Consider the following 25,023-nt stretch of genomic DNA (forward strand, 5'->3'; position numbering starts at 1 on the left):
TGCGGAGCGCGGTGCTGTTTCGTATGCTGTTGTAGACGGTAACAGCTTTCCGGCGCTTTCCCTTTTGTCATTTCTCTGAGAAGCCCGTTTTCTCCGGGCAGGCCTTGTTATGTCCTGCTGCCAGCAACATTGGCGGCGGGTGGTCTAAACTTTTAAAACATGCAAAGAATGTTACGAAAAAACATATTGGCATGGATAGGGCTATCCATGCTTTATTTGCTGCCACTGCTGGTGGTGGCGCAGGTGCCCACCACGCCGCTGATTAATTCGCATCTGACGGGGCGCGTGGTAGATGCCCGTACCCATGAGCCTTTACCCGGAGCAGTAGTGAATATCAAAGGCACTACCCACGGTGTTTCCACGGATGCGGAAGGACGTTTTGTATTCGTTACCGGACAGAAATTCCCCTATACGCTGATCATCAGTTACATCGGTTACCGTAAAATAGAAGTTACTGCTACCGGTGGCCATATCGAGATTCCGCTGGAAGCGATACAAAGCCAGTTGAATGATGTGGTGGTAGTAGGTTATGGCACACAGAAAAAAAGCGACCTTACCGGCGCTATTGCTTCTGTTTCCGGTCCGCTGCTGAAGCAGCCTGTCAGCTCCTTTGACCAGGCGTTAAAAGGCGCGATTCCCGGCGTACAGGTAACGCAGACATCCGGGCAGCCCGGCGGCGGCGTCAGCATCCGCATCCGCGGCGGCAGCTCTATACAGGGCGGCAACGAACCACTATATGTCATTGATGGTTTTCCTATTTATAACAGTACTGCCAGTCCTGGCATCCTCACGGGCGCGCCTGTCAACCCGCTGGCCAGCATCAACCCCGCAGACATAGAAAGCATCGATATCCTGAAAGATGCCTCCGCCACGGCCATCTATGGCTCCCGTGGCGCCAACGGCGTAGTGATCGTCACTACGCGCAAAGGCAAAGCGGAAAGGAATACATTGAACTACGAAGGTTCCTATGGCGTACAATCACTTCGAAAGAAAATAGACCTGCTGGACGCCCGCAACTTCGCAATCCTGCGCAATGAAGCGCTGTATGACGCTAACCCGTCGAAAGGGCCTAACCAGTACCTGTCGGCGGACCAGGTCAGCCAGCTGGGAAAAGGCACCGACTGGCAGGATGCGGTGTTCCGTACAGCACCGGTACAGAACCATCAGCTGTCTATCAGCGGTGGCAACGCCAAAACCCGTTACCTGCTCTCCGGCAACTACTTCGATCAACAGGGGATTATCAAACACACGGACTTTACCCGGCTGGGTATCCGGGCCAACGTAGACGCGCAGCCGTTAGACAGGCTGAAAGTCAGCGCCAGCCTTTCTGTTAACAAGTCAGATGCTAACGTGGCGCCTTCGGGCTTTGTTACCTCGCTGTTGTTGATGCCGCCTACGGCAACTATCTACGAACCCAATGGCAGCTATACCCTGCGTAATCCTTTTGAGAATATTTTCGCCAACCCGGTAGCCACGATCAATGAACAGATCAACAAGTCCACCACCAACCGTTTGCTGGGGACCGCTTTTGCCGAATACAACATTATCGACGGCCTGAATGTAAAAGTGCTGCTGGGAGCCGATGTGAACAATACCACCGAAAAGAATTATATCCCGTCTACCATATACGAAGGACTACTAACTAAAGGAAGCGCCGCCCGCGGCACCTACAACGCCTACTCCTGGCTGAATGAAAATACGGTAACGTATACACGGAATATAGCTAAGCATACTTTTGATGTGCTGGCGGGTTTTACGCAACAGGAATTCAAAAGCGACATTGTAAGGGCCGGTGCACAGAATTTTGTCACAGACGACCTAACCTACAACAGTTTGCAGAGCGGCGCCACACTGGTGCGCCCTTTTGCTGACGCCACCGCCTGGGTGCTGCATTCTTACCTGGCACGTGTTAATTACAATTACAACAGCCGCTATTACTTTACTGCCAGCATCCGGGCCGATGGCTCGTCCCGTTTCGGGAAAGGCAATAAGTGGGGCTATTTTCCTTCTGCCGCCGCTTCATGGCGTATCAGCAATGAGCCGTTTTTTAAAGATGCATCGCGTGTAGTGAATGACCTGAAACTACGTGCCAGCTTCGGCACTACCGGTAACCTCGAAATCGGCGAGTATCAGTCGCTTGCCACTTTATACAGCCTGAACTATCTCTTCGGCAAAAATATGGCGACCGGTTTTGCGCCTTCCCGTCTGGCCAATGATCACCTGGGATGGGAAAAAACGTATCAGTACAATGCCGGTCTGGATGCAGCTTTCCTCAACAGCCGCTTGTTGTTTACCGTAGATGCCTACTATAAGAAGACGACCAACCTGCTGTTGAACGTGGAAATCCCCTGGACCTCCGGACAAACTTCTTCCTTACAGAACTTCGGATCAGTGCTGAATAAAGGCATAGAGCTGAGCCTTAGCAGCCGGAACTTTACCGGTGCCTTCACCTGGAACACCGATTTTAATATTTCCTTTAACCGTAACGAAGTACTGAAAATCGGTAATGGCGCCCGGTCCTATATCAGCGGGAACTACATTGTCCAGGTGGGGCAACCGCTGGGCAGCTTCTATGGCACGGTTACAGATGGTATCCTGCAAACCGGTGAAGAAGCGACCAAAGGCAAATATACCGGCAATGCCGTACCCAAAGCAGGCGACCGGCTGTATAAAGATATCAATGGCGATGGCGTGTTTACTACCGCCAACGACCGTACGATTATCGGTAACGCGCAACCTGATTTTATACTCGGACTGGGCAATAACTTCTCCTGGAAAGGGTTTTCACTGTCCGTGTTCCTGCAGGGTTCTTATGGAAATAAAATCCTGAACTCCAACCAGCAGTCCCTGGAGCTGTTTAACGGCCAGCAAAATGCTGCCGCATCCGCCCTGGACCGTTGGACACCGGCACATCCCAGTCAAACGACGCCCCGTGCCAAGCTGGACCCTGCGCCGGTTTTCTCCGACCGGTTCATTGAAAACGGCTCCTTTCTGCGTGTGAAAAACGTGTCGCTGGGGTACTCGCTGCCGAAGTCGGTTATCGGAAAAGTATCAGCCATTAACGTGTTTGTATCCGCGCAAAACCTGCTCACCTGGACCTCCTACACCGGCTTCGACCCGGAAGTCACCTCCGGCAATAATATCTCCCCGGGAACAGACCTGGGTATCTATCCGGTATCGCGGACAGTCAGTGCAGGCGTACGCGTTACCCTGTAGTCGTTATTCATCTTCCAAAAAATGAACGTATGAAAAAAGCCTTTTTACGATATAGTGTGTTACTGCTGCTGCTGGGAACTTCCTGCTCCAGGCTGGATGAACATCCGGAAGCAGTTCTGATCACCGACAATTTTTACCAGAACGAAGACCAGGCCAATGCAGCCGTGACAGCGGCTTACCGCAAGTTGTATGAAAGCGGCCAGTCGCTTTACAACAGTCTTTTCCAGATAGGCGTGGAGATGGCCACCGATGACTATGAGGCAGGGCCACGTGCGCGTAATGCGCATGTACGGGCTATTTCAGGGCTTACCCATGATGCCTCCAACGACAGGATGGAGCAGTTGTGGAAGCAGAGTTATGATGCCATCAATGTGTCTAACATCGCCATTGACAGGATTGCGCTGATCAAAAAAGAGAATATCACCGAAACGATAAGGGTACGCCTGATCAATGAAGCGAAGTTCCTGCGTGCGCTTCATTATTTTAACCTGGTGAGATGGTTTGGCGGGGTGCCGCTGGTCTTGCACGAACCCGGCTCGCTGTCGCCGGAGGCGCTGTATGTGGAGAAATCGCCGGAAGCAGATGTATATGCGCAGATCATCAGTGACCTTACCGCCGCGGAGAGCCTTCCCGCGCCCAATGAATACGGCGCCAATGATATCGGCAGGGCCACCGCCGGCGCGGCCAGGAGCCTGCTGGCGAAAGTTTACCTCACACGGAAAGACTGGGCCAAAGCGGCCGCTAAAAGCAAAGAGGTGATCGACAGTCATTGGTATGGCCTGTTTGAGAATTACGCCGATGTGTTTAATGTGGCCAAAAAGAATGGCATTGAACATATATTCTCTGCACAGTTTCAGGGCAATTCCGGTTACCAGGGCAATAGCCTGGCCAGCCGCTCTGCACCCAATGAAGTACCTGGTATCAATGGCGACTATGCTGATGCGCTTCACAAACAGGGAGGGCTATACGAAAGTTTTGCGGAGGGCGATGCCCGTAAAGCTGTCACCTTTGTCACACAGATGACCAGCCCCACAGATGGAAAGCTGTACACCTTTGAACCACACTTCTACAAATACTATGATCCCGCGGTAATCGGTAACCAGGGGGAGTCTTCCAAAAACCTTCCGATTATCCGTTATGCGGAAGTGTTGCTCATCTATGCGGAAGCCCTGAATGAGCTCAATGGCCCTACAACAGAGGCGTACCAGGCGGTAGATGCTGTGCGGCAACGTGCCGGTGTGGCACGTTTGCAGGATGTGGCGCCCGGCCTAGGCGCGGACAACTTCCGTGATTCCGTGTTCCAGGAAAGAAGGAAAGAGTTTGTGTATGAATACCAGCGCTGGTTTGACCTGGTACGGCGCGGGCCGGATTATTATGTCAAAGTGCTGAAAGCTGCCGGTAAAACGCTGGCGGCGCCGCGGCATATCCATTTCCCGACACCGCAGCGGGAGCTGAACCTCAATCCCAAACTGAAACAAGACCCGCTGTGGGTTAATTATTGATATCGCTTTTAAAGTATGTCTGATGAAAAAGATGCTTACCACCCTGGCCCTGCTCGGCTGTTTCAGCTGGAGCATGGCCCAGAAACAGCAGCCCAACATCATCCTCATTATGGTGGATGATATGGGCTACTCCGACATTGCGCCCTATGGCGGAGAAATACAAACGCCTAACCTGTCGCGGCTGGCGGCCGAAGGGCTGCGGCTACAGGAGTTCTACAACAACTCCATCTGCGCGCCTACCCGCGCATCGCTGTTGACGGGGCAGTCCAACCACAAAGCCGGTATTGGTTTCTTTAATGTCAACCTCGGTTTGCCGGCATACCAGGGATATCTGAACCGGGAATCGCTCACGTTGGCGGAAGTGCTGAAACAGGCCGGTTACAGCACGCTGATGTCCGGCAAATGGCACGTCGGTGATGACAGCATCTATTGGCCCAATCAGCGCGGGTTTGACAGGTTCTTTGGTTTCATCGGCGGCGCCAGCAATTATTTCGATATTGGTAATTATACCGATAAAGCGCCACCAGTGCCGCTTGTGGAAAACAACCGTCGCTTCAACCTGGAGCCGGGACATTACCTGACCGATGAAATTGCAGGCCACGCGGTGAAATTTCTCGAAGAGCAAAGTCATACCAATAAACCATTTTTTCTGTACGTAGCCTATAATGCGCCACACTGGCCCTTACAGGCGCTTCCGGAAGATATTGCCAAATACAAGGGCCGATACGCCATTGGTTGGGATTCGCTGCGCGAAGAACGTATAGCGCGGCAGAAAAAACTGGGACTGATCAAACCTGACGCCACGATAGCACCTGATCCCGAAGTGCCCGGGTGGGAAAGCCTTACCTATGACGAGAAGAAGTTATGGGAGAAAAAAATGGAAGTATATGCGGCTATGATAGACCGTATGGACCAAGGCATTGGTAAGATACTGGACAAACTGAAAGCATTGAAGAAAGATGATAACACCCTGATTGTATTTATCTCTGACAACGGTGCCCAGGGCGGGTTTATCCCCGCTGGCAGAAAGCGGCAGCGCAGTTCAGGCCCTATCGGTTCCGCCGGTTCCTATGACTATCAGGAGCAGAGCTGGGCGCATGTTTCCAATGCCCCTTTCCGTTCTTATAAAGCCAGTGCTTATGAAGGTGGTATCAGTTCCCCGCTGATCGCCTGGTTTCCTGCCAAAATCAAAGGCGGTGGCATTGCCCGTGGTACGGCCCACCTGATAGACCTGGCACCTACTTTCTATGAAGTGGCCGGAGCGGCCTATCCCGCCACCTATCACAACGTTGCTACCCATCCATTACAAGGGGTGAGCCTGGCGCCTTTATTTTTTTCCCTTCGGGAGATAGACAGGGCCGCGCCCCTGTTCTGGGAGCGGGCAGGCAACAGGGCCGTGCGTAAAGGCAAATGGAAGCTGATATCGTCGTACCCGTCCAAAGAATGGGAGCTATACGATATTGACCGCGACCGGGGCGAAACCAACGATCTCGCAGCACAGCAACCGCAGGTCGTGAAAGAACTGTCAGCCGCGTACGACGTATGGGCCAAAAACAATAACGTGGTGGATTATGATAAGATCAAACCTGTTGGCCCTGCCGGGTTTGCCGGTCCAACAGGAGGAGGTCCCACATCGCCGGCAGGCAGAAAAAAATAAGGTCATCATCCTAAAAAAACAAACATGAAAAAAATATGGATAGCACTGGCAGCTATCGCACAGCTGTCGGCCGCAGGTAACGTATACGCGCAAACGAAAAATCCCAACATCATCCTTATCCTGGTAGATGACATGGGCTACTCCGATCTCGGGGCCTATGGTTCGGAGATTCACACACCCAACCTGGACCGCCTCGCCAAAGAAGGATTACGGCTGAAAGAATTTTATAACAACTCCATTTGTGCGCCTACGCGGGCATCCCTGATGACTGGCCAATACCAGCACAAGGCTGGTGTGGGTTACTTCGATGTAAACCTCGGGCTGCCTGCCTATCAGGGTTTTCTGAACAAGGAATCGCTGACGTTGGCGGAGGTATTGAAGACAGCAGGTTATAACACGTTGATGTCCGGCAAATGGCATGTTGGGAATGATAGCCTCGCATGGCCCAATCAGCGTGGTTTTGAGCGGTATTATGGTGTCATCGGCGGCGGCGCTGATTACTTTGACGCCAAACCGATGCCATTGTTTGGTACCGAGTATCCGGTGGTGCTGATAGAGAATAATCAGCGCCTGCATCCGGCAGATAACAGCTATTACTTTACTGACGAGATCGCCGCGCATGCCGTGAAATATCTCGAAGAGCAAAACAAAAGCAACAAGCCGTTCTTCCTGTACCTCGCTTTCAATGCGCCACACTGGCCGCTGCAGGCGCTTCCCGAAGACATTGCCAAATACAAGGGGCGCTATGACATCGGCTGGGATTCGTTGCGCAACGAACGATTGGCAAGACAGCGGCAGCTCGGCCTTCTCGATGCGCAACAGACCATTGCTGCGCGGGACGCGGAGGTCCCCGAATGGAACAGCCTCACCTATGACGAAAAAGAACTGTGGAAAGCCAAAATGGAGGTGTATGCCGCCATGGTGGACCGTATGGACCAGGGTGTGGGCAAGGTGCTGGATAAACTGAAAGCGTTGAAAAAAGACGATAATACGCTGATCGTATTTATCTCTGACAACGGTGCTCCGGCAGAAGATGTGGCGCACTGGGGCGGAAAACGCGCCGCCCGTAATACCGGTCCGGTAGGCACGGCCGGCTCTTTTGAGTCGCAGGGCAAAAACTGGTCGTACGTGTCCAACAGTCCTTTCCGTGCGTTTAAGAATTTCATGTATGAAGGCGGTATCAGTTCTCCGCTGATTGCCTGGTATCCTGCTAAAATCAAAGGTGGCAGCATCGCCCGTGGCACCGCTCATCTGATAGACCTGGCGCCTACCTTCTATGAACTGGCCGGCGCCCGGTATCCGCAGCAGTATAAAGGCGTACAGCCGAACCCGTTACCCGGCCGGAGCCTGACGGGACTGTTCTTCCGTGGGGAAGAACTGCACCGCGAAGAGCCAGTGTTCTGGGAGCGGGCCGGTAACCGCGCGGTGCGCAAGGGCAAATGGAAACTGGTGTCTATCTATCCGCAGTACCGGTGGGAGCTGTACAACATTGACGAAGACCGTGGCGAAACCAACGACCTGGCAGCTAAGAATCCGCAGCTGGTCAATGAGTTGTCGGCCGCTTATTTTGAATGGGCCAAACGTACCGGGGTGGTAGAATATGAGCAAATCAAACCAAAGGGGCGGCTATAGCGCTTTTGCGGATGGCTGACATGCCCTGGTTGTAAAAACGTTTCATCATTTTATTGAGATGACTGCTGTCGGTGAAGCCGAGGTCGTACGCTATTTCCTTAAAGGGGATGTCGGTGTACAGGGCCTTGGCTTCCGCCAGTTTCAGCTTGGACCGGAGCACAAATTCCTGATAGGTTTCGTTGGCGTTACGTTTGAAGTATTCGCTGAAATAGGTCGCTGAAATATGGAACTTTTCGGCCAGGTATTGCGGAGAGATCATCTCTTCATCCAGCAGATGGTAGTGGATGTGCAGCAGCATGTCGGCAAATTTTTTCTCTTCATATAGTGTCTGTGGTGATATCACTGCCGCCACATTGCGGGCGATCAGTTCAAGTACCGTAACCATGGTGCTTTGCATGATGCGGCGTGTATGCGGGTCGTTGCGTTTGGTTTCCACCATCAGCAACTGTAGCAGTTGTACGAGATGTTGTTTGTCCACCGGATCACTGATGAGTTCTCCCGGCAGCCGGTTGTAGTTGCCGATGATGAAATTGAGCCGGCAGAACCATTTGCCGAAGTCAATTACACAGTCGTCATCGCTGGAGAAATAGGTCGCGGTAAAACGAATGAACAGGAAAGTGGTTTCTTCCCTGATAGTATAAGTATGGCAGTCTGATGCCGGCAGCAGGAATATACTGCCAGCCTGGTAGGGGATCTGGTTATAGTTGACACATTGTGCCCCTTTTCCTTCGATGATATACACCAGTTCGAAAAAGTTATTCCGCCGGTTCCGTTTCTCCCAGTGGTCCAGTGTTTCTATGTTGACGCTGAAGGGTGAGTGTGCTTTTTCCATACCGCTAAGTTACATATTTTGATGTTGGCGGTTCAGGGTCATCCCATCTCGTTACCGTTCTTCCCTTTCTGTTTACCATTCCAGCGGCAGTTGTCCTGCTACCTTTGCCAGTACCAAAAATTACAAAAAGATGAAAGCTATAGTATTAGAAAAACTCGACCCTGCATCCCCGCTGGCAGTAACAGAGACAGCAGTTCCTAATATCGCCTCCGATGAGGTGCTGGTGAAGACCCATGCACTGTCCATCAACCCCGTAGATGTTAAAACGCTGGAAGACCATATCGTCACCCGTGACGGCGAACGGATGCGCGGCAGCGCTGCGCCGGTATTTGACGGCGTATCGCCTATTATACTGGGCTGGGACATCGCCGGGGTAGTCACCGTCGTAGGCAGCGATGTCACTAAATTTAAAGTGGGCGATGCCGTATTCGGTATGGTGCATTTCCCTGGTCATGGTAAAGCCTACGCCGAATATGTAGCCGCCCCGGCATCGCACCTGGCGCTGAAGCCCGCGCAGGTGAGCTTTGAAGCCGCCGCCGGCGCCACATTGGCTGCTATCACCGCCTGGCAGTGCCTCACCACACATTACACCGTTAAACCCGGCGACCGTGTCCTGATCACCGCGCCCACCGGCGGTGTAGGCCACTATGCCGTACAGATGGCCAAACACCTGGGAGCATATGTCATTGCGCTGACCAATCCGGCCAATGCCGCCCTGGCAGCCGAGCTGGGCGCCGATGAGATCCTTGAATATGCCTCCTTCGACGCAGCAACCGCCGCGCCGCTGCAGCTGGACCTCGTACTGGACGCTGGCGGCCGTAACCCTGCTTCCTGGTTTGCCCCTCACCTTAAGCCCGGTGCGCCGCTGATTTATTTGCCCTCCGGCCTTTCTAAAGCTGAGCAGGAGCGGAACGCAGCGCAAGGGCTTAATGCCGCTTTCAAAATGGTCACCAACGAGGAGCGTGCCATTGATGATATCGCGCGGCTGTTGCACGATGGCAGCATCGTCACTAAAATCGCCGGTGTTTTTGAATTTGCAGAGATGAAAGCAGCCTTCGCTGCGCAGCAAAAAGGTACCGCTCAGGGGAAGATCATCATCCGCATGCCGGTGTCAGCATAAAAAATATCAGCTGAAGATGCCCTCCTACTGGGCGTCTTCAGCTGATAATGTTTTTTTATTTGAAATTTTTTTGGATATCATTGTAATATCCCTACCTTTGCACTCCACTAATCAGGAAACAAAGTACTGAAAGGTGGGTCCAAGGGGACTTCGGGGCGTAGCGTAGCCCGGTTATCGCGCCTGCTTTGGGAGCAGGAGGTCGCAAGTTCGAATCTTGCCGCCCCGACGGAAACAAAAAAGCCTTGCATTTATGCAGGGCTTTTTTGTTTTAACCATTCCCGGTAAGAAAACTTCTCAGGCGCTAATTTCAAGCCTATATCCTTTCCCACGTATCACCACAATTTTAATATTCGGATAAGGTTCCAGTTTTTTCCTGAGTTTTGATATGAACATGTCCAGACTACGGCCTACAATAACTCCTTCATCTTCCCATATCTCTTTTTGAAGCCTGCTTCTCTCAATAGTCTCGTTAGGAGACAATGCGAAAATGTGCAATACACGGGATTCAGTACCGGTTAATTCTGTCGTTTGCCCATTTATGATAAGCTTACGATTGTTCGCATCAAACAAAACGGGGCCCAAAGTAATCATGCCTGTCTGCTGGTCTTCCCTGGGCGGAGTGTTTTGCGGCTTAACTGATCTCAAAAAAAGAAAACCAACAAATGCCAGAAATGGCAGGCTGCCCAGAAGATATACATTTTTTGCAGTGTGGCCGCCTGTTGATTTGAATTTAATATTAATCATATAACACGCACTGGGTTGCTCTCTTCCCATGCATGCTATGATATCATCTTTTTTATTTTTGGATATGGCGTATCCATAGGCAACGCTGGAATTACTACAGTTCAGTACGTTAACAACATAATCACGTGCAAGAGGGTCTTGTGACAACAAACGCCGGGTGGTATTCACCAGGGAGTCTGGTTGAAAGGTAAGATCATGCTCAAAGCTGATTAGATATTCATTTTCTGCGATCTTTTTTACCGGGAGCACCCTTGACTTATTGTCGCCCGACTGTAAAAGGAGTTCATGTCCAATCTTGCGGAGTAAAACTTCTCTTCTGGAAATATCAAAATCGTCATTTCCCTCCAGGCTGAAAGCCACGGTGATGATCGAGATAAACAAGAACAGTATCAAACCGAACAGGTATTTGCGTTTTCCGGAGAGGAGGTTTGGGCGGCCAGGCATACTGTTTACGATTTATTTACAAAGGTTACATTTTTATTTACAATCCTGATTTCCAGGCTGAAAAATAGGAAGTTACTTTCGTTGAAATCAATTTTATAAGATATGAAAAATCTAAAAAATGCCTTAAACGGACCTGATTTATCAGAAGGTAGATCTATGTTTAAATCTACAAAAAATTTGAAAAAAGTTATTTACGCGCTGATCTTACCGCTGGTTGTGGCAGGCGGACTGGTATTTGCTAATCGCGAAATCAAAAATGATACTTCTAAAAAATCAACCCCGAAGCCACTCTCTGCCGCTGAAATGAAAGCAGAAAGGGAGAGATGGGAGGCTACCCCTGCTGGTATAAAGTACAAACAATGGGAAGCGTCCCCCGAAGGTAAAAAAGTACTTGCCGGTGCTGCTAAAATAAGGAATCATATAAGTAATTTTACAAATATGGAGGCTGTTGTAACCTCTCTTTCTCTGCCGCCAGGCTCACGATTAGGTTTCGGAGTGATGGCCAGAATTAATGGGGAAGATTATATTCTTAGTTTTGGGCCGGAAAAGTCTGACTGGAATTTTTTGAACTTTAACAATGAATTTCAGCAATTGCATAGTCTGAAAGTTGACGACAAGATAATTATAAAAAGCCATAGCGTATCGCACGCGCCCAAGTATTCATATCCGATAGTATCGGGCGATTATGTAGAACGGGATAGTAAAATAATTTACAAACGTGCCTCTCGCAAAGGTGGTTGCTGAGTAAATAAATCATGAAAAATACACGGACATATATGCTTTGTTCCTGATGTTTGTTTTTTATACTTCCCGTGGACAAAACCAAACAAATGTAATACAAGATAGTTTCAGTAAAGGACACGATGGCTACTCCGGGGGGGGCTACCTCGAAGGTTTCTATGAGTATGGTTCGGAATGTAAAACAAAAAAGAAATAAAGGAGGGGCAGCCTGCAAGCGACTTACAAACAATTGTAAGGCTTCATACCCCGGAGTTTGGGTGGTAATATTTAATGTCGTACCGGTGCTACTTGGTCAGATACTGTATCGCTGTTTGTAATATAACATCTCTCTTTCCCAGCACTTCTTGCAGGGAAAGAGGTACCTCAACATCGGGCTTTATACCAGTCCGCTGCGTTTCGCTGTTGTCAGGATAGGTAATACGTACACCGGAAAAAGTGAAGCCTTCTATTCCGATACCGGGTATAAAGCTGACATTGCCATCCGCTCCCGCTGTTGTCCTGCCAAAAAGCCTAACATGCTTATATGCCTGAAACATCATCGTGTTAAACTCTCCTCTGCTTTGTGTTCCTTCGTCAATTAACAAGGCCAGTTCTCCCTGGAATAACGGTAATTTGTTGCCGGCTGTCCTGCCTTCCACTTTTTTCTCCAATATTCCCGGATGGGTCCCCGGGTACATAAAATTGACATAATGGGTTTCCTGCGGAATGAAATATGCTGTTATTCTCAAAGCATCCAAAGAAGGATATTTCCTGAAGTCTATAATTGCTTTCTTTGCTAATGGGAATAACAGCATGAATTGTGTGGTATCTTTTTGGGAATACCTGGCAGCATCCACATATAATATCGAATCACTCAGCATCCTGACGGCAGGATCCGCGGCTTCTTCCAGAATCGGCCCCATCATGTTTTTTCCGATAAAGGATGCGTAGTTTTTATAAAACGCCGGGGATATCATCTGAGTGGCCATGCCTGTACTATCGTCTTTCGTCATATATTTCAATGACAACGAATCACTTGCCAGGCATATACCCGTGAGCAGATTGGACCGGGAAATATAATGATACTTCATATTTATCCTGCCACCACCAATATAGTTGACAAGATTCGAAACATAGGCTGATATCTGCTGATTATTGATCGCCAGTATTTTGTCCCCGGCTTTAATACCAGTATTACGTGAAAATCCTGTATCAATCTGACTTACTACCACCCGGTTACTATCCATTACGTTTAACTGCACAGGCAGTACCGCGAGTTTTCCATTCCCATACACCGCCGTCCAAAAGACCAGGTTATTCACTCCGGCGACTAATGCAGCATGACCATCATTAATCTCGGTATTCAATCGCAAAGCAGTAGCTACATAGGCATTCCGGCTGGTTGCTGTTATGAAGGCGGGAATATATTCCTCCAGCACCTTATCCCAGCTACTGCCCATAGCATATTTGTAAGGATAATAGTATTGAATGATATTCCAGTACCTTGCAAGCATCAATAGCCGGTATCTCATGTCCGGCAACTCATACATGCTGTAAGGTTTTTCGTGCTGGAATTTAGGGTTGGGAGCAAAATCATTATCGCCTACCGATACATAGTAATTATCAAATGCCCGGAAGTTTTCCTTTAAGTTTAATAATTTACCACGTACCTGTTTAGGGAGCAATGTGGATTTATACAGCCAGCTGTCATCACAGTTTATCAACTGCGCTGCTGAAAAAGCGTTAACGGGTGATATCTTTCCCAATTTGCCTGTCTGTGAAGCGACGATCAGATCGTTCAGTTGTTTCTTCAGGCCATCTGTATCACCAGTTCCAAACACAGCTGGGATGTATTTTATAAATACGTCATCCCAATCCACCTTCTTTTCACTGATTGAAGCGGCATAATACTTCAGGAATCCCCATACCTTCACAAATAAAGCTATCTTTTTTATCAACAGGCTGTCGGACTTTACCTTTTCTGCATATGTTGATTTCCACACCGGATCAAACTCACCTTTTGTGACGGTAATTTTCAGATTTTTTACCTGCACGCTACCGGGTTTTTTCAGATATACAAAACCGACTATTTTATTTATAGGTGTTTCAAATGGGATAACCAGGTAAACATAATTAACTGTATCACGGCCTTTAATACTCTCAAGGGAAAGGTTTCTGAAAACAAAGGGGGGCTGGTCATTCTGACTTCCCTGTATGGAAATGCCTGCATCGTTTGCATCTGTCAGGCTATCCGTCTTAAACTCACAGGTCAGCACTATTGCCCCTTTTGTAACAACGGAATCCAGGAAAAAAACATTATTCAGCCAAGAAAGGCTGTCTATAGCCCTACTTCTGGAAATACTGCCATATTTCAGTTGAACGGTATCATCTGCAGCTGTCTTCAGCTCATATCGGTCTCCCTGATAAACCAGTGGCCTCCATCCCTGTTGTGTAAAGCGATAAGATTGCTGCGCCACAACCAGAACTGGGACAAAGAAGAAAACAAAACACAGGAGCCATCCTCTTTTTAACAAAGGTGAATAATGCATATCAAAACAGGGTTCATTGTTACAGTGTTTAAGATAGAAGAAATGAGTAACAAAACAAAGAAGACCAAAAAATATATCAACTTATCAGGACTCACTATTCAAAGGAAATCCATATTTTCACCAAAGGATCATATGGTCCAGATTAGCATTTGGCAGACAATCCCACAAGCATCCCGATTAAATGTTCAACCCAGTTAAACAATCACGTGCATGGAAAATCCCTTAGTTGCTCGGTTAAAAAATATTTTACTGACAAACACAATAGCCCTTATTTGCAATGGACTGGAGGGCAAGGCTGGTGCCTGCATTTTTTTCTTTCATTATTTCCGGGCTACCGGTAAAACAGTATATAGTGATTTTGCCGCGGAGCTGCTGGAAATCTTAATCGAGAAAGAAAGTAATACCCGCCAGCAACCAGACCTTTCTCTCAGTAAAGGGATTACCGGAATTGGCGCTGCCCTGATATATCTTTATGAGTCAGATTTCCTTGATATTGAGTTGAATGATTTTTTATCACCTATTGATAAAGAACTGATCAATATAACGGATATTTTTTCGACATCCGTTGCAACAGCTCCGGATGTATTAATTGATATTGCCTTCTATTGGACATACAGGTTGCAAACCGAAGTGACCCAACAGCTAGACCCTGCTGCTGCTCAGCAGTTATATCAACATCTGGAGAAAATTATCTATAAACTTAATAATCTGCCTGTCAACCAGCTGCATAAATATTATTTTAAACTGGCGATCCTCGACGCAATACTGCTAAAACATACTTCTCTCCGGCTCGCGGGTCATATCATGTCTTTCCCGGATGCACCTGCTATCGTCACGATACAAATGCCAGACTGCTATTGGATGTTATTGTTTACCATGCCTCATCAGGATTGTGCTATAAAGGAATCGATCGCCGCAGCCATTGCCAAACATAACAACGACGCTGAAGCGCCCATGCCTGTTTATGAAAAAAACCGTTCCACATTGGCACTCCTGTCAGGTACAACAAGCACCGGCGGGCATACTGGAAAATTCAGCGACTACTTGGACAAAACTATTTTGCCGGAAGAGCTTCCGGACCTGATAGTGATCGGTATTAACCATATACTTTTATTGAACCAGATATTGTCGCTTTAGTTTCTCATACAGCGAGCCGGGAGCATAACTCCAGTCTTTATTAAAGCCGTTGCGACGCCAAAGTTCATTCCACAGATGGATAGCCAGGCTCTCTTCCGGAATACTATACGGACGTCCGTCAATTAAGCGGTGTACCTCCATTGTATCAAGCGGGCAAAATACCTCCGGTGATCTCATATACTCTTCAGATTCATAGGTATCCAGTACTTTTTTCATCAGTTTTAGGGAGATTTCTCCCCAGTAAAGGTTGTCAAATCCCCTGGCATTGATGTAGTCAATGCATTCTTTTAAAAATTCTGCATGTGCGGGAGCCTTGATGTTGCCACAGTTCAAAATGATATTGCCAAACCTGTCATACTCCGAAGAAAAGCAATATTCTTCAGGTACATCAAAATATTTCAGACAGATGCTATCCATATCCACCCACCATCCACCTTTTTTATAGAGCAAACAATAACGAAAATAGTCCGCGAAATGGGCCCATGTGCCGCCGTCCTGAAATACCACCTCTGAAGGAACAATCTGGCTGGCATCCATCAGCACGGTCCCGGAAGGAATATTCTCTATTTCGTCATATACGTAGAGATGAAAATCATGACCGTTCTTAACAAAGGAATTAATGCAAAGCAGCTCCATGGTTGAAAGCCGGGAAGAGCCTACCCACAAGCTCTGAATAATCTTATTATCCATAATATACCATAATTTATCTATTACATATTATAAAAAGGGGATCGCAGCTGTTTCTGTCACTTTTCTATATGTTGCCATCAGCTGATTCACCATCCGCTGAGAGCTGAATTGCTCCAGTACTGCTTCCCTGGCTTTTTCTTTCATTTGAGCTGCAAACAGCGGGTCAGACAACAGCCTTATAATAGCATCAGCCATCTCCTGAATGTCGGGGCTCACCTTGTCCTTGTCCAATTTTACCTTCAGTGCTGAAACGTTGTGTTCAACAACCTGCTCAAAAGCGGGGATATCACATACGATCATGGGCAGCCCGTTTGACATCATTTCCAGGCCCACATAACAACTTTGTTCATGAAGAGAGGGAATTACGCCAACATCCGCAAGCCTGTAAAATTTATACAACTCTTCTTTTTCCAGATAGCCCGTGAATGTTATATAACTTCTTGCTCCATTGCACTTGTCAATGTAATTCTCAAAGCCGCCAAAATGAGCAACGTGTTCATTTCCCGCGATGATCAGTCTTACGTTCTTTCGTTTTTTTAGCACGAGTTTAAATGCATCAATCAGAAATGACAGTCCTTTCGTGGGATGCAACCGTCCTGCAAACATGACAATTTGTTCCCGGGGGATAAGGCCCAGCTCTTCTTTTATGGAGAGTACATCCTCCTGACTGTCTAAAACCGGTACCTGGATACCATTACCAATCAGTGCTATTTTTTGGGCCGGTATTCCGTAGTCATTGATAATGTATTCTTTTGTGTCTGCTGTCAGACATATGATTTGAGAAGCGGCACTACATATGTTCATTTCCATATCGATAAAAATCAGCATCTTATCATCCCGCTGGGCCCGTGCCTTTAAAAACTTTTCATGATCATTATCGAATAGCTCTTTCCATAGAGAAAGATGTACGGTATAGATAATGCTGTTCCAGGAGTATCCTTTCAGTAGTTCACAAATACTCCATTGTAAATTACTGTTCAAGTGAAAAACCGTGGGTAAAGAGAGGTCAGCTACTTCACTGACCAGACAATAGGCAGCCCTGGCCGTCAGCCTGGTAATAAAAAAACCACTCATCTTTCGTACGTCAAAAGGAATGAAGATGTCTACCACATTTCCCTCTTCCTGTATGCAGACTTCACTCACCTTTGTTGATAACAGGTGAACATGATAGAATCTGACACCTGCAACGCCTTTTATTCCGTTGACAATATTCAGCGCATAGGTGCTCAGCCCGTACTTCCTGCTGGTGCCTTCGGATTCAAAAAATACGATATTCATACCTTGATGAACGTTTAATTCAGACTGCTGTTTCTTGTTAAAAGAAGACTCGCTATTGCGCTACTTCTCACAACAAGAAACATAAATGATACACATAGCTTCAGGTGGCATCCAAAGATTTGCAAACCCTCTAATGGCATGCCGCAAGTGTAGGTCCGTTTGTGTAAGGTGATGTGCAACCAACTACAGTGCATTCCACGGTGCATCTTACCGTAGCCGGCGGACACCCGGCTATAGAGCATTCGTTGGTAACAGGACATTGCCCGCAGGCTGTTATTTGCGTAGCCGTTCCACAATAAACAGCTGTGGCCATGACATCGCCACCGAGCATATAACGTTGCTCTTCCTCTGTCAGGTCGGAGATGTGTTCTCTTTTGAACGCCAGTGTTTTTACTATTTTCTTTTTCATAATTAAATTGTTGGTTAAGAATAGAACCCTGGGTAGCTGGTAAGCTGCTTAAAGGAGGTAAGGCATTAAACCTTACCTCCTTTCTTTAACAGGAAAAAGATGTTTTACATATGCATGAAACATCTTCTGAGTTCCGGTAACACAATTTTTTATTCATAAAATTGTATGACCGGTTAAGCATAAAAGGTTACTTAGCTATGACAGCCACAAGTCGCATCTTTATAAGTTGCAGGGCATTGTCCGGTGCATTCTGCCTTCGTGCAATTGACGCTCGAAAAGCATATGTTAAGGTTGGTGTGCGCACAATCCAGATAGGTGCTGGAAGGGCTACATCCGGTCTGTGCAGCGCTCGGGCAAGGACCGGTACACCCCTGGGTGCAGTTGGAAGGTCCAGCGGTAACTGTTCCGCAACCAACCTGCGTACAATAGCCACCATGAGCAGGATCTACAAAAGTTGGTGCAACACCTCCAATCATATAGCCCTGCTCTTCCTGGCTAAGATCAGTAATGTCTTCCTTGGTGAAGGATAGCTTCTTGATAATTTTCTTTTTCATTTTTGCATTTATTTAAATTGTTAGGAAAGGAAACATTGTTATGTCGACGGATAACAATGAAAAAGGTAAACTCGCACCCTCCTTCCGGGCATAACAGCCTACTCCCGCCATCTGATGATGGCAGCACAAATACATCTCTCCTGAAGTTGTAAATCCATTTACAACTTCAGTCGATGTTATTATAGGCACGCACACTGAAATGTATTGTTATGCGGAATTCATGAGGTTACTGCGACTTTGAAGGGTTATTCAAAAACATCATAATTATCTGTTGTTAATTTACAATCATGTGGAACAGGATTTCACTTACACACATTGCTATTACAAATCATAAACTGCCATCGGTTAACTTCTATCATAGCTTCTGCACACAAACAATATGGCGATAGGTAATGCTCAATGTTCAGATTTCACAAGAAATAATGTGTTGGGTTGTTGGTCAGGATTCTCTTTGAATTTTGATTCTAATTGACATAAACTAATGTACTGTTTAATTCTAGAAATTCTAAAACATTCGTATGCTTGATAAATACATGATGTTTGAATAATCAGCACTCTAAACAAAAAGGACAATAAGCATGTTGAAAACAGATTTTTCGAATTTATCGAGTCTTTAATTTTTGTGTTCTCTTGAATCATTATCCATAAATTGTTTGAAATAACTGCCATTACATGGGCCACTAAAAACATTGTAGGATAATCTTTGTCACGGTAAAATCTAGTCCCTTATTTTTAAAAAGTTAAACCTGTTAACCGCGTTGTAAATCCTGTAAAGATGAGTTTCCAGTTCTACAAACAAGCGAATGCCAAGGATTGTGGTGCTACGTGCATCAGAATGATTGCAAAGTACTATGGCAAAAATTATTCGATGGAAACACTCAGGAACCTCACTGGTTTTAACAGAGGAGGTGTCTCCATGCTGGCTCTCAGCAAAGTTTCTGAGAAAATCGGGCTTCGCCCGCGGGCTGTACAGATGGGGTTTGATGACCTTAGTGTATTGAATGGCTCTCCCTGTATCCTTCACTGGCAACAAAACCATTTTATCGTTTTTCTGAAGAAGAGCAAATCGGGTAAAGTAAAAATTGCTGATCCAGGTGGAGGCATTATCTGGTACACAAAACAGGAATTTCTGGATGGATGGATAGCCGCCGTTAATAAAAATAAAACGCCGGTCGGCACTGCATTACTTATCGAAGTGTCACCAAGGTTCTATCAGGAAGAAGATGAAGAAGAAACCAAACTTGACTGGACATTTTTTTTCTCCTATCTTAAGCTGGCGCGAAAACAAATCTATAGGATCTTCGCTGCTTTTGTATTTGGTCTGCTGCTTCAGATGATTGCCCCTTTTATTATGCAGAGCACTATAGATATTGGTATTAATGGGAGAAATTTCGGGTTTATTAAGGTTATTATCATCGCCCAGCTGGTGATGCTAATCAGCAGCACCATCGTGAATTTTATTCAAAGCCGTGTTTCCTACAGGATGTCTAATATACTCAATATCTCCATCCTGTCTGACTTCTGGATTAAGCTCTCAAGGTTGCCTATCTCCTATTTTGACAAGTACCATACCGGAGACACACTGAAGCGTCTGGGGGACCATGGTGTTATACAAGGGTTTATGACCAGTACCGCCCTCGGGATCACTACATCGGTTATTAATTTTATTATCTATTCCGTTATCCTGTTGAACTATAGTATACAACTGTTCACAGTCTTCGTTTTAGGTAACCTTGTCTATTCCCTTTGGATAAGATTGTTTTTAGGTGTCCGTCGAAAACTGAACTATCAGAGCTTTGAACTGGGCGCCAAGGCGCAAAATATGACAATTCAGATGATCCAGGGAATGCAGGAGATAAAACTTAATAATGCAGAACAGGTTAAACGTTGGGATTGGGAAAAGATCCAGGCGGCTGTATTTAAATTTGGATTTAAGAGTATGGATTATAACCAGATTCAGTCCGCAGGTGGTTTACTGATCAGCCAAAGTAAAGATATTCTGCTTACATTAATCGTTTCCAAACAAGTGATTGATGGCACCATTAGCCTTGGTACGATGGTTGCCGTACAATATATCATCGGACAGTTGTCCGGGCCGGTAAGCCAGTTCATTGGCTACATACAGAGTACGCAGGATGCCAAAATAAGCCTGGAGCGATTGAACGATATTCATAAAGTGGAAGAAGAAGAGCCATCTTCCCGCCAGTTTATCAATACATTGCCAGATGGCAAAGACATTCAACTGAAGTCGCTTTGTTTTTCCTATCCGGGATCAGATACAAAAGTGCTGGACAACATTAATCTCTCTATTCCTATCGGGAAAATTACTGCCATTGTGGGAGTGAGTGGTGGTGGCAAAACTACCTTGTTAAAGATTTTAATGAAGTCGTATTATGAGTACGAAGGAAGTATTGAAATTTCGCAGACAGATTTTCAGAACATTAGTCCTTCTTATTGGCGAAGCATATCCGGGGTTGTACAACAGGATGGCTATATTTTCAATGAAAGTATCTCTCAAAATATTGCACTGGGATCAGAGGCAATAGACACCGACAAACTCATTAAATGTTGCCGCATCGCCAATATTCTGTCCTTTATTCAGTCACTTCCCAATGGTTTTAATACCAAGCTGGGCACAGATGGAGTAGGTATCAGCCAGGGGCAACGACAAAGGATGCTGATAGCAAGAGCTTTATACAAAGATCCGCGGTTCATTTTTTTTGATGAGGCCACGAATGCCCTCGACGCCAACAACGAAAAAGAAATCATCGAAAATCTGAACGATTTTTTTGATGGACGTACTGTCGTAGTGGTGGCACACAGGCTGAGCACCATCAGAAATGCCGACAAGATTATTGTACTCCACCAGGGAACAGTGGCAGAAGAAGGTACTCATGAAGATTTATACCACCTGAAAGGCCGGTACTATGAACTAGTAAAGAATCAATTCGGTTTAAAAGATGTTGTGTCATGAAAGCAGCTGAAAGAGAACTTACAGAGATGAGCATCAACGGTGTTGAGCGCTCAGAGGACGCAAAACTTATCATTTTCCAGGATCAGGGCCCTGTCGAAAAATGGGGTATATACATCATTATATCGATCTTTTTTCTGTTGATAGCCGGTACCTGGTTTATTAAATATCCGGACGTGATAACTACAAATGCCTATCTGACTTCCGAAAATGCGCCCAAAGAAATCCTTTGTAAAACAGACGGGAAAATAAAAATACTCTTCTATAAAACCGGTGATTTTGTGAACGAAGGTACGATTATTGGATGGATTGATAATATAGCGAGCTATCGCGACGTGATGCAGCTGCACGCTGCCATTGATTCCCTGGAAAAAATAATTGACCAAGAGAGGACATCTGTCATTTCACCGGAGATTGTAGTTAAAGGGATGGATATCGGAGAGCTTCAGGGCTACTATACCGACTTTATAAAAGCCTGGCAGCAGTACAATGATTATTACGTTAACGGTTTCTATGACCAGAAAATAACCTACCTGGCCCATGATATAGATCTGATTAAAAGGAAAAACCAAGTTATACATGATCAACAGCAGCTGGCGGAAGAAGACCTGGACCTGGTGAAAGAGACCTATGAAATGAACAAGAAACTGGAACAGGAGAAAGTTATCTCCCGTGATGAACTCAGGAAACAGACCAGCGCAGTGATCAATAAAAAGTTGTCGAAACAGGAACTGTTGTTCTCGTTAATTTCCAACGAATCAGTTGTGCGTGACAAAGAGAAAGAGATATCGCAGATCATCCATGACAAAATCCAAAACAAAGTGCAATTTGTGCAGGCTATACAAATCCTCAAGAGCAATCTGAATAGTTGGATAGAACGGTTTGCCATCCGCTCGTCCACCACCGGGAACATTGTTTATTCGTCTTTTATTCAGAACAACCAATTGGTGCCGGTGAACCGCAACCTCGGATACATCGTTCCCTTGAAGACAGTATATTATATGAAAACGAATCTCAGGCAGGATAACTTTGGTAAAATCGGATTGGGCGCCAGTGTACAGATCCGCTTCAATTCTTATCCTTATAATGAATTTGGCGCCGCCTCGGGAAAGTTGACATATATATCACAGGTAGCCTCCGACAGCGGTTTTCTGGGAAAGATACAACTGGTCAATGGACTGGTGACCAGTCAGAAATATAAAGTCCCTTACAAGGAAGGGTTGGGCGCACAAGCTATCATCATTACCAAAGATATGCGGCTCTTGCAGCGACTCTATTACAATCTCATCGGTTCTTCAAAACTCTATTAACTCTCTTTGTTTATGGAATATAAACCCGCGCTACAGATGGAAGATAACCTGAACCTGTTGACCAACCGATTTCTGGTCAATCAATTTTTATTCAATGGAAATATTGGACATGAAATTGAGAAAATGCACTATCTCCTCGTTGTTTATTCGATACAGGAAAACGATATGTATCTGGATCTGGCCATAGCGCTGCTGGGTGATTTGATGAAAGATACAGCTTCTTCCAAAGCGGGAAATACATCCGACTATCTGGTTAACCTTGCCTCTTTTGTTGGCCGAATGGCAGACAATGGTATGTTAAATACCGAGGTGGATGATTTTTATGATATAACCGATGAAAGTATTTGTAAAGGCTGGACAGATCCCGGTAACATCACGGCATTACTAAGGGCAGGGATCTACCTTAACGACAGGAAACGAAAAAATGCTTCAGAGAAGTTACCGTTGGCGCCGCAGGTTTTCCGGGCGTCAAAACGCATCGCCGACAGCTTAAGGCAGGCAAGACGTTCTGCGCTCAGCGCAAGGGATCTTTTTAACTGGGCAGTGTACAATTCCACCGTACAGCACCCCGGCAGTGCACTGCCAGATAATAACGATCTGCTGAAACAAATCTTCAGAACGTTCAGAACTGCGACATCTGCAAGCGAAAAGATAATCCTTCTCTGGAGCGCGTGGTTATTATGCGGAGGGGAAGAGACAGGAAAATTCCTTAAAAAAATACGACGGGAAATCAACACTTTGCTTCAAACTTTGGAAATGCTAAAGGAGTGCGATAGTTTTCTGTTGTTGCATTTATTGGATAGTCTTTCGGGCAATCAGATCACGGCAACAGGAATATCCATATCCACGCTGTTTGATCTTCTGTATAGGGATAAGTCGATCCAACTCAGTACCGGTCTTTTGCTGGCACTGTGCGAAGCCTCACTGCCGCCGGAACAATTGTTACGTAGTGTTGCTACTATTATTGATCTAAGCAATAATTAAACCTTAAACTTAAAAGATGTCAGGAAAATTGGATGTTTTTTTTGTAGAGACATTGGGCCTTAGCAGTGAATATGGTGTTGGGAGCTATGGTAAACACCTTATGCCCCAATTAACGGAAAGCCCCGAGGTCAATAAGCTATATTATATACAGGTGGGATATGCAGACACGGGAAGCGTTACCCGCACTGTTACATCCGACAAAATCATCAACATAAAGATATTATTTAAGGCACATAATCCGGTATTGAAGGATATTGATTGTTCCATCTCCACGCATATGGCTAAAGTGTGTTTCTCCGTTATCCTGCAGGAGCCGAATATCGATGAAGGGGTATTTCATATTAATTCTATTCTTCAGTACCAGCTTGCCGTGATCGCCAAAAGCTATGGTTTTAAGGTGGTGTTCGTACAACACATTTCCCTGTGGAGAGCTGCCTTTAAGAACAACTATGATCTGCTCAGACAGGCGTCCCCGGGAGATATGAGATTCGTCGCACTCGATACGGACCGAAGACAATGCCTTCTGGCAGACAGGATCATTTGTTTGTCTGCAGAGGCAAAATCATTTGTAGTGCAACAATATGCCTTGCCAAAGAGCAAAATAGCCATCATCTGCAACGGATTAAAGTCATCTCATCAGCCAAACGAAAACAAAAGCCAGTTATTTCGGTCACAGTATGGTTTTCGCGAGGATGATTTTATTTTCCTTTTTGTAGGAAGGATCACCCGGGACAAGGGTATTTTTGATCTGATAACATCCTTCATGAAGTTCTCAAAACAGCGGTCGGACATAAAACTACTGATCGCAGGCGGTGGAGATATGGTGGCCGCTCATAAGATTGCCCACGAGGGCTGTGGTAAAGTCATACTGACTGGCTTTATTCCCCCGGATAAATTAAACGACCTCTATAAAATAGCGCATGCAGGCGTATTGCCGTCTTATCATGAGCAATCGAGTTATGCTGTATTGGAAATGATGAGCAACGGGCTTCCGATGGTTCTCAGTCAGATACCCGGCTTTCAGATTTTCAGAGATCGCATACACGTTTTAAAAGCTAGAATGATAAAGGGGATCGACGATTTTATTGGCGTTGACCAACATTCGTTGACCGCCTGTATGGAAGAAATATATCAAAGCAAAAGCCTGAGAAAACAATTAACCGATAATGCAATTGCGTTGCTGGATGGCAAACTGAGTGCTAATTCCATGGGAAGAAAAACACTGGGCGTCTATAAAATGGCAATGCGGAACGAGTAGTATTAAATCCTTCAGC

General features: G+C 46.3%; 18 protein-coding genes and 1 tRNA gene. 12 read left to right on the forward strand and 7 right to left on the reverse strand.

Translation table 11 applies throughout. The annotated features are described in order from the left end of the window. Positions 1-168: 168 nt before the first annotated feature. From ACTJJS_RS18030 to ACTJJS_RS18045, 4 genes are read left to right on the forward strand one after another with little or no spacing between them, the layout of a single operon-like run. Entirely contained in the window at positions 169-3,216 is a 3,048-nt protein-coding gene (locus ACTJJS_RS18030) for a SusC/RagA family TonB-linked outer membrane protein (protein ID WP_440664717.1), read from the forward strand. Positions 3,217-3,245: 29 nt separating this feature from the next. Beyond that, the gene (locus ACTJJS_RS18035; protein ID WP_440664718.1) at positions 3,246-4,718 is read left to right on the forward strand and encodes a RagB/SusD family nutrient uptake outer membrane protein; all 1,473 of its coding nucleotides are present in this window, start codon (positions 3,246-3,248) and stop codon (positions 4,716-4,718) included. A 22-nt stretch (positions 4,719-4,740) separates the two neighbouring features. Further along, positions 4,741-6,375: an arylsulfatase gene (locus ACTJJS_RS18040; RefSeq protein ID WP_440664719.1), complete on the forward strand. Its 1,635-nt coding sequence runs from the start codon at positions 4,741-4,743 to the stop codon at positions 6,373-6,375. Positions 6,376-6,399: 24 nt separating this feature from the next. Beyond that, positions 6,400-8,007: an arylsulfatase gene (locus ACTJJS_RS18045; RefSeq protein ID WP_440664720.1), complete on the forward strand. Its 1,608-nt coding sequence runs from the start codon at positions 6,400-6,402 to the stop codon at positions 8,005-8,007. Here ACTJJS_RS18045 and ACTJJS_RS18050 read toward each other — a convergent pair. Beyond that, positions 7,985-8,839, reverse strand: coding sequence for an AraC family transcriptional regulator (locus tag ACTJJS_RS18050; RefSeq protein WP_440664721.1), 855 nt, complete (start codon positions 8,837-8,839; stop codon positions 7,985-7,987). The two genes, ACTJJS_RS18045 and ACTJJS_RS18050, sit on opposite strands and share 23 nt — an antisense overlap. Before the next feature lie 130 nt (positions 8,840-8,969). Here ACTJJS_RS18050 and ACTJJS_RS18055 point away from each other — a divergent pair, with 130 nt between their 5' ends. Continuing rightward, positions 8,970-9,959 (forward strand): NADP-dependent oxidoreductase, encoded by a 990-nt coding sequence (locus tag ACTJJS_RS18055; protein WP_440664722.1) that lies wholly within the window; start codon positions 8,970-8,972, stop codon positions 9,957-9,959. 151 nt (positions 9,960-10,110) lie between these two features. Continuing rightward, positions 10,111-10,185: transfer RNA gene (locus ACTJJS_RS18060), tRNA-Pro, on the forward strand. A 68-nt stretch (positions 10,186-10,253) separates the two neighbouring features. Here ACTJJS_RS18060 and ACTJJS_RS18065 read toward each other — a convergent pair. After that, positions 10,254-11,147, reverse strand: coding sequence for a winged helix-turn-helix domain-containing protein (locus ACTJJS_RS18065; protein WP_440664723.1), 894 nt, complete (start codon positions 11,145-11,147; stop codon positions 10,254-10,256). Between the two features lie 102 nt (positions 11,148-11,249). Between ACTJJS_RS18065 and ACTJJS_RS18070 the strand changes: the two genes are divergently transcribed. Continuing rightward, positions 11,250-11,891 (forward strand): hypothetical protein, encoded by a 642-nt coding sequence (locus ACTJJS_RS18070; protein WP_440664724.1) that lies wholly within the window; start codon positions 11,250-11,252, stop codon positions 11,889-11,891. 281 nt (positions 11,892-12,172) lie between these two features. Here the strand turns inward: ACTJJS_RS18070 and ACTJJS_RS18075 are convergent, their stop codons facing one another. Next, positions 12,173-14,416, reverse strand: coding sequence for a S41 family peptidase (locus ACTJJS_RS18075; RefSeq protein ID WP_440664725.1), 2,244 nt, complete (start codon positions 14,414-14,416; stop codon positions 12,173-12,175). Positions 14,417-14,626: 210 nt separating this feature from the next. Between ACTJJS_RS18075 and ACTJJS_RS18080 the strand changes: the two genes are divergently transcribed. After that, a complete protein-coding gene (locus ACTJJS_RS18080) occupies positions 14,627-15,553 on the forward strand; it encodes a lanthionine synthetase LanC family protein (protein WP_440664726.1) in 927 nt (308 codons plus the stop codon). Here the strand turns inward: ACTJJS_RS18080 and ACTJJS_RS18085 are convergent. The 4 genes from ACTJJS_RS18085 to ACTJJS_RS18100 all read right to left on the reverse strand — a co-directional run bounded on the left by ACTJJS_RS18085 (position 15,527) and on the right by ACTJJS_RS18100 (position 18,484). Continuing rightward, positions 15,527-16,243: a glycosyltransferase gene (locus tag ACTJJS_RS18085; protein WP_440664727.1), complete on the reverse strand. Its 717-nt coding sequence runs from the start codon at positions 16,241-16,243 to the stop codon at positions 15,527-15,529. The two genes, ACTJJS_RS18080 and ACTJJS_RS18085, sit on opposite strands and share 27 nt — an antisense overlap. Before the next feature lie 27 nt (positions 16,244-16,270). Continuing rightward, positions 16,271-17,521 carry a glycosyltransferase gene (locus tag ACTJJS_RS18090; RefSeq protein WP_440664728.1) on the reverse strand — a complete coding sequence of 417 codons (1,251 nt, stop codon included), beginning with the start codon at positions 17,519-17,521 and terminating at the stop codon, positions 16,271-16,273. A gap of 130 nt (positions 17,522-17,651) precedes the next feature. Continuing rightward, positions 17,652-17,930, reverse strand: a complete 279-nt coding sequence (locus ACTJJS_RS18095; RefSeq protein ID WP_440664729.1) for a hypothetical protein — start codon at positions 17,928-17,930, stop codon at positions 17,652-17,654. A gap of 191 nt (positions 17,931-18,121) precedes the next feature. After that, on the reverse strand, positions 18,122-18,484 hold the full coding sequence (locus ACTJJS_RS18100) for a class I lanthipeptide (protein ID WP_440664730.1): 363 nt from the start codon (positions 18,482-18,484) through the stop codon (positions 18,122-18,124). Between the two features lie 775 nt (positions 18,485-19,259). Here ACTJJS_RS18100 and ACTJJS_RS18105 point away from each other — a divergent pair. Genes ACTJJS_RS18105 through ACTJJS_RS18120 form a run of 4 tightly spaced genes read left to right on the forward strand, consistent with a single transcriptional unit; the run spans position 19,260 to position 25,007 of the window. Beyond that, positions 19,260-21,458 carry a peptidase domain-containing ABC transporter gene (locus ACTJJS_RS18105; RefSeq protein ID WP_440664731.1) on the forward strand — a complete coding sequence of 733 codons (2,199 nt, stop codon included), beginning with the start codon at positions 19,260-19,262 and terminating at the stop codon, positions 21,456-21,458. After that, positions 21,455-22,765, forward strand: coding sequence for a hypothetical protein (locus ACTJJS_RS18110; protein WP_440664732.1), 1,311 nt, complete (start codon positions 21,455-21,457; stop codon positions 22,763-22,765). The genes ACTJJS_RS18105 and ACTJJS_RS18110 overlap by 4 nt, the downstream gene beginning before the upstream one ends. A gap of 36 nt (positions 22,766-22,801) precedes the next feature. After that, the gene (locus ACTJJS_RS18115; protein ID WP_440664733.1) at positions 22,802-23,749 is read left to right on the forward strand and encodes a hypothetical protein; all 948 of its coding nucleotides are present in this window, start codon (positions 22,802-22,804) and stop codon (positions 23,747-23,749) included. Between the two features lie 16 nt (positions 23,750-23,765). Then, positions 23,766-25,007, forward strand: a complete 1,242-nt coding sequence (locus tag ACTJJS_RS18120) for a glycosyltransferase (protein WP_440664734.1) — start codon at positions 23,766-23,768, stop codon at positions 25,005-25,007. Positions 25,008-25,023 lie beyond the last annotated feature (16 nt).

Origin of the sequence: Chitinophaga sp. 22308 (genome assembly GCF_052045305.1) — a bacterium.
GTDB lineage: Bacteria > Bacteroidota > Bacteroidia > Chitinophagales > Chitinophagaceae > Chitinophaga > Chitinophaga varians_A.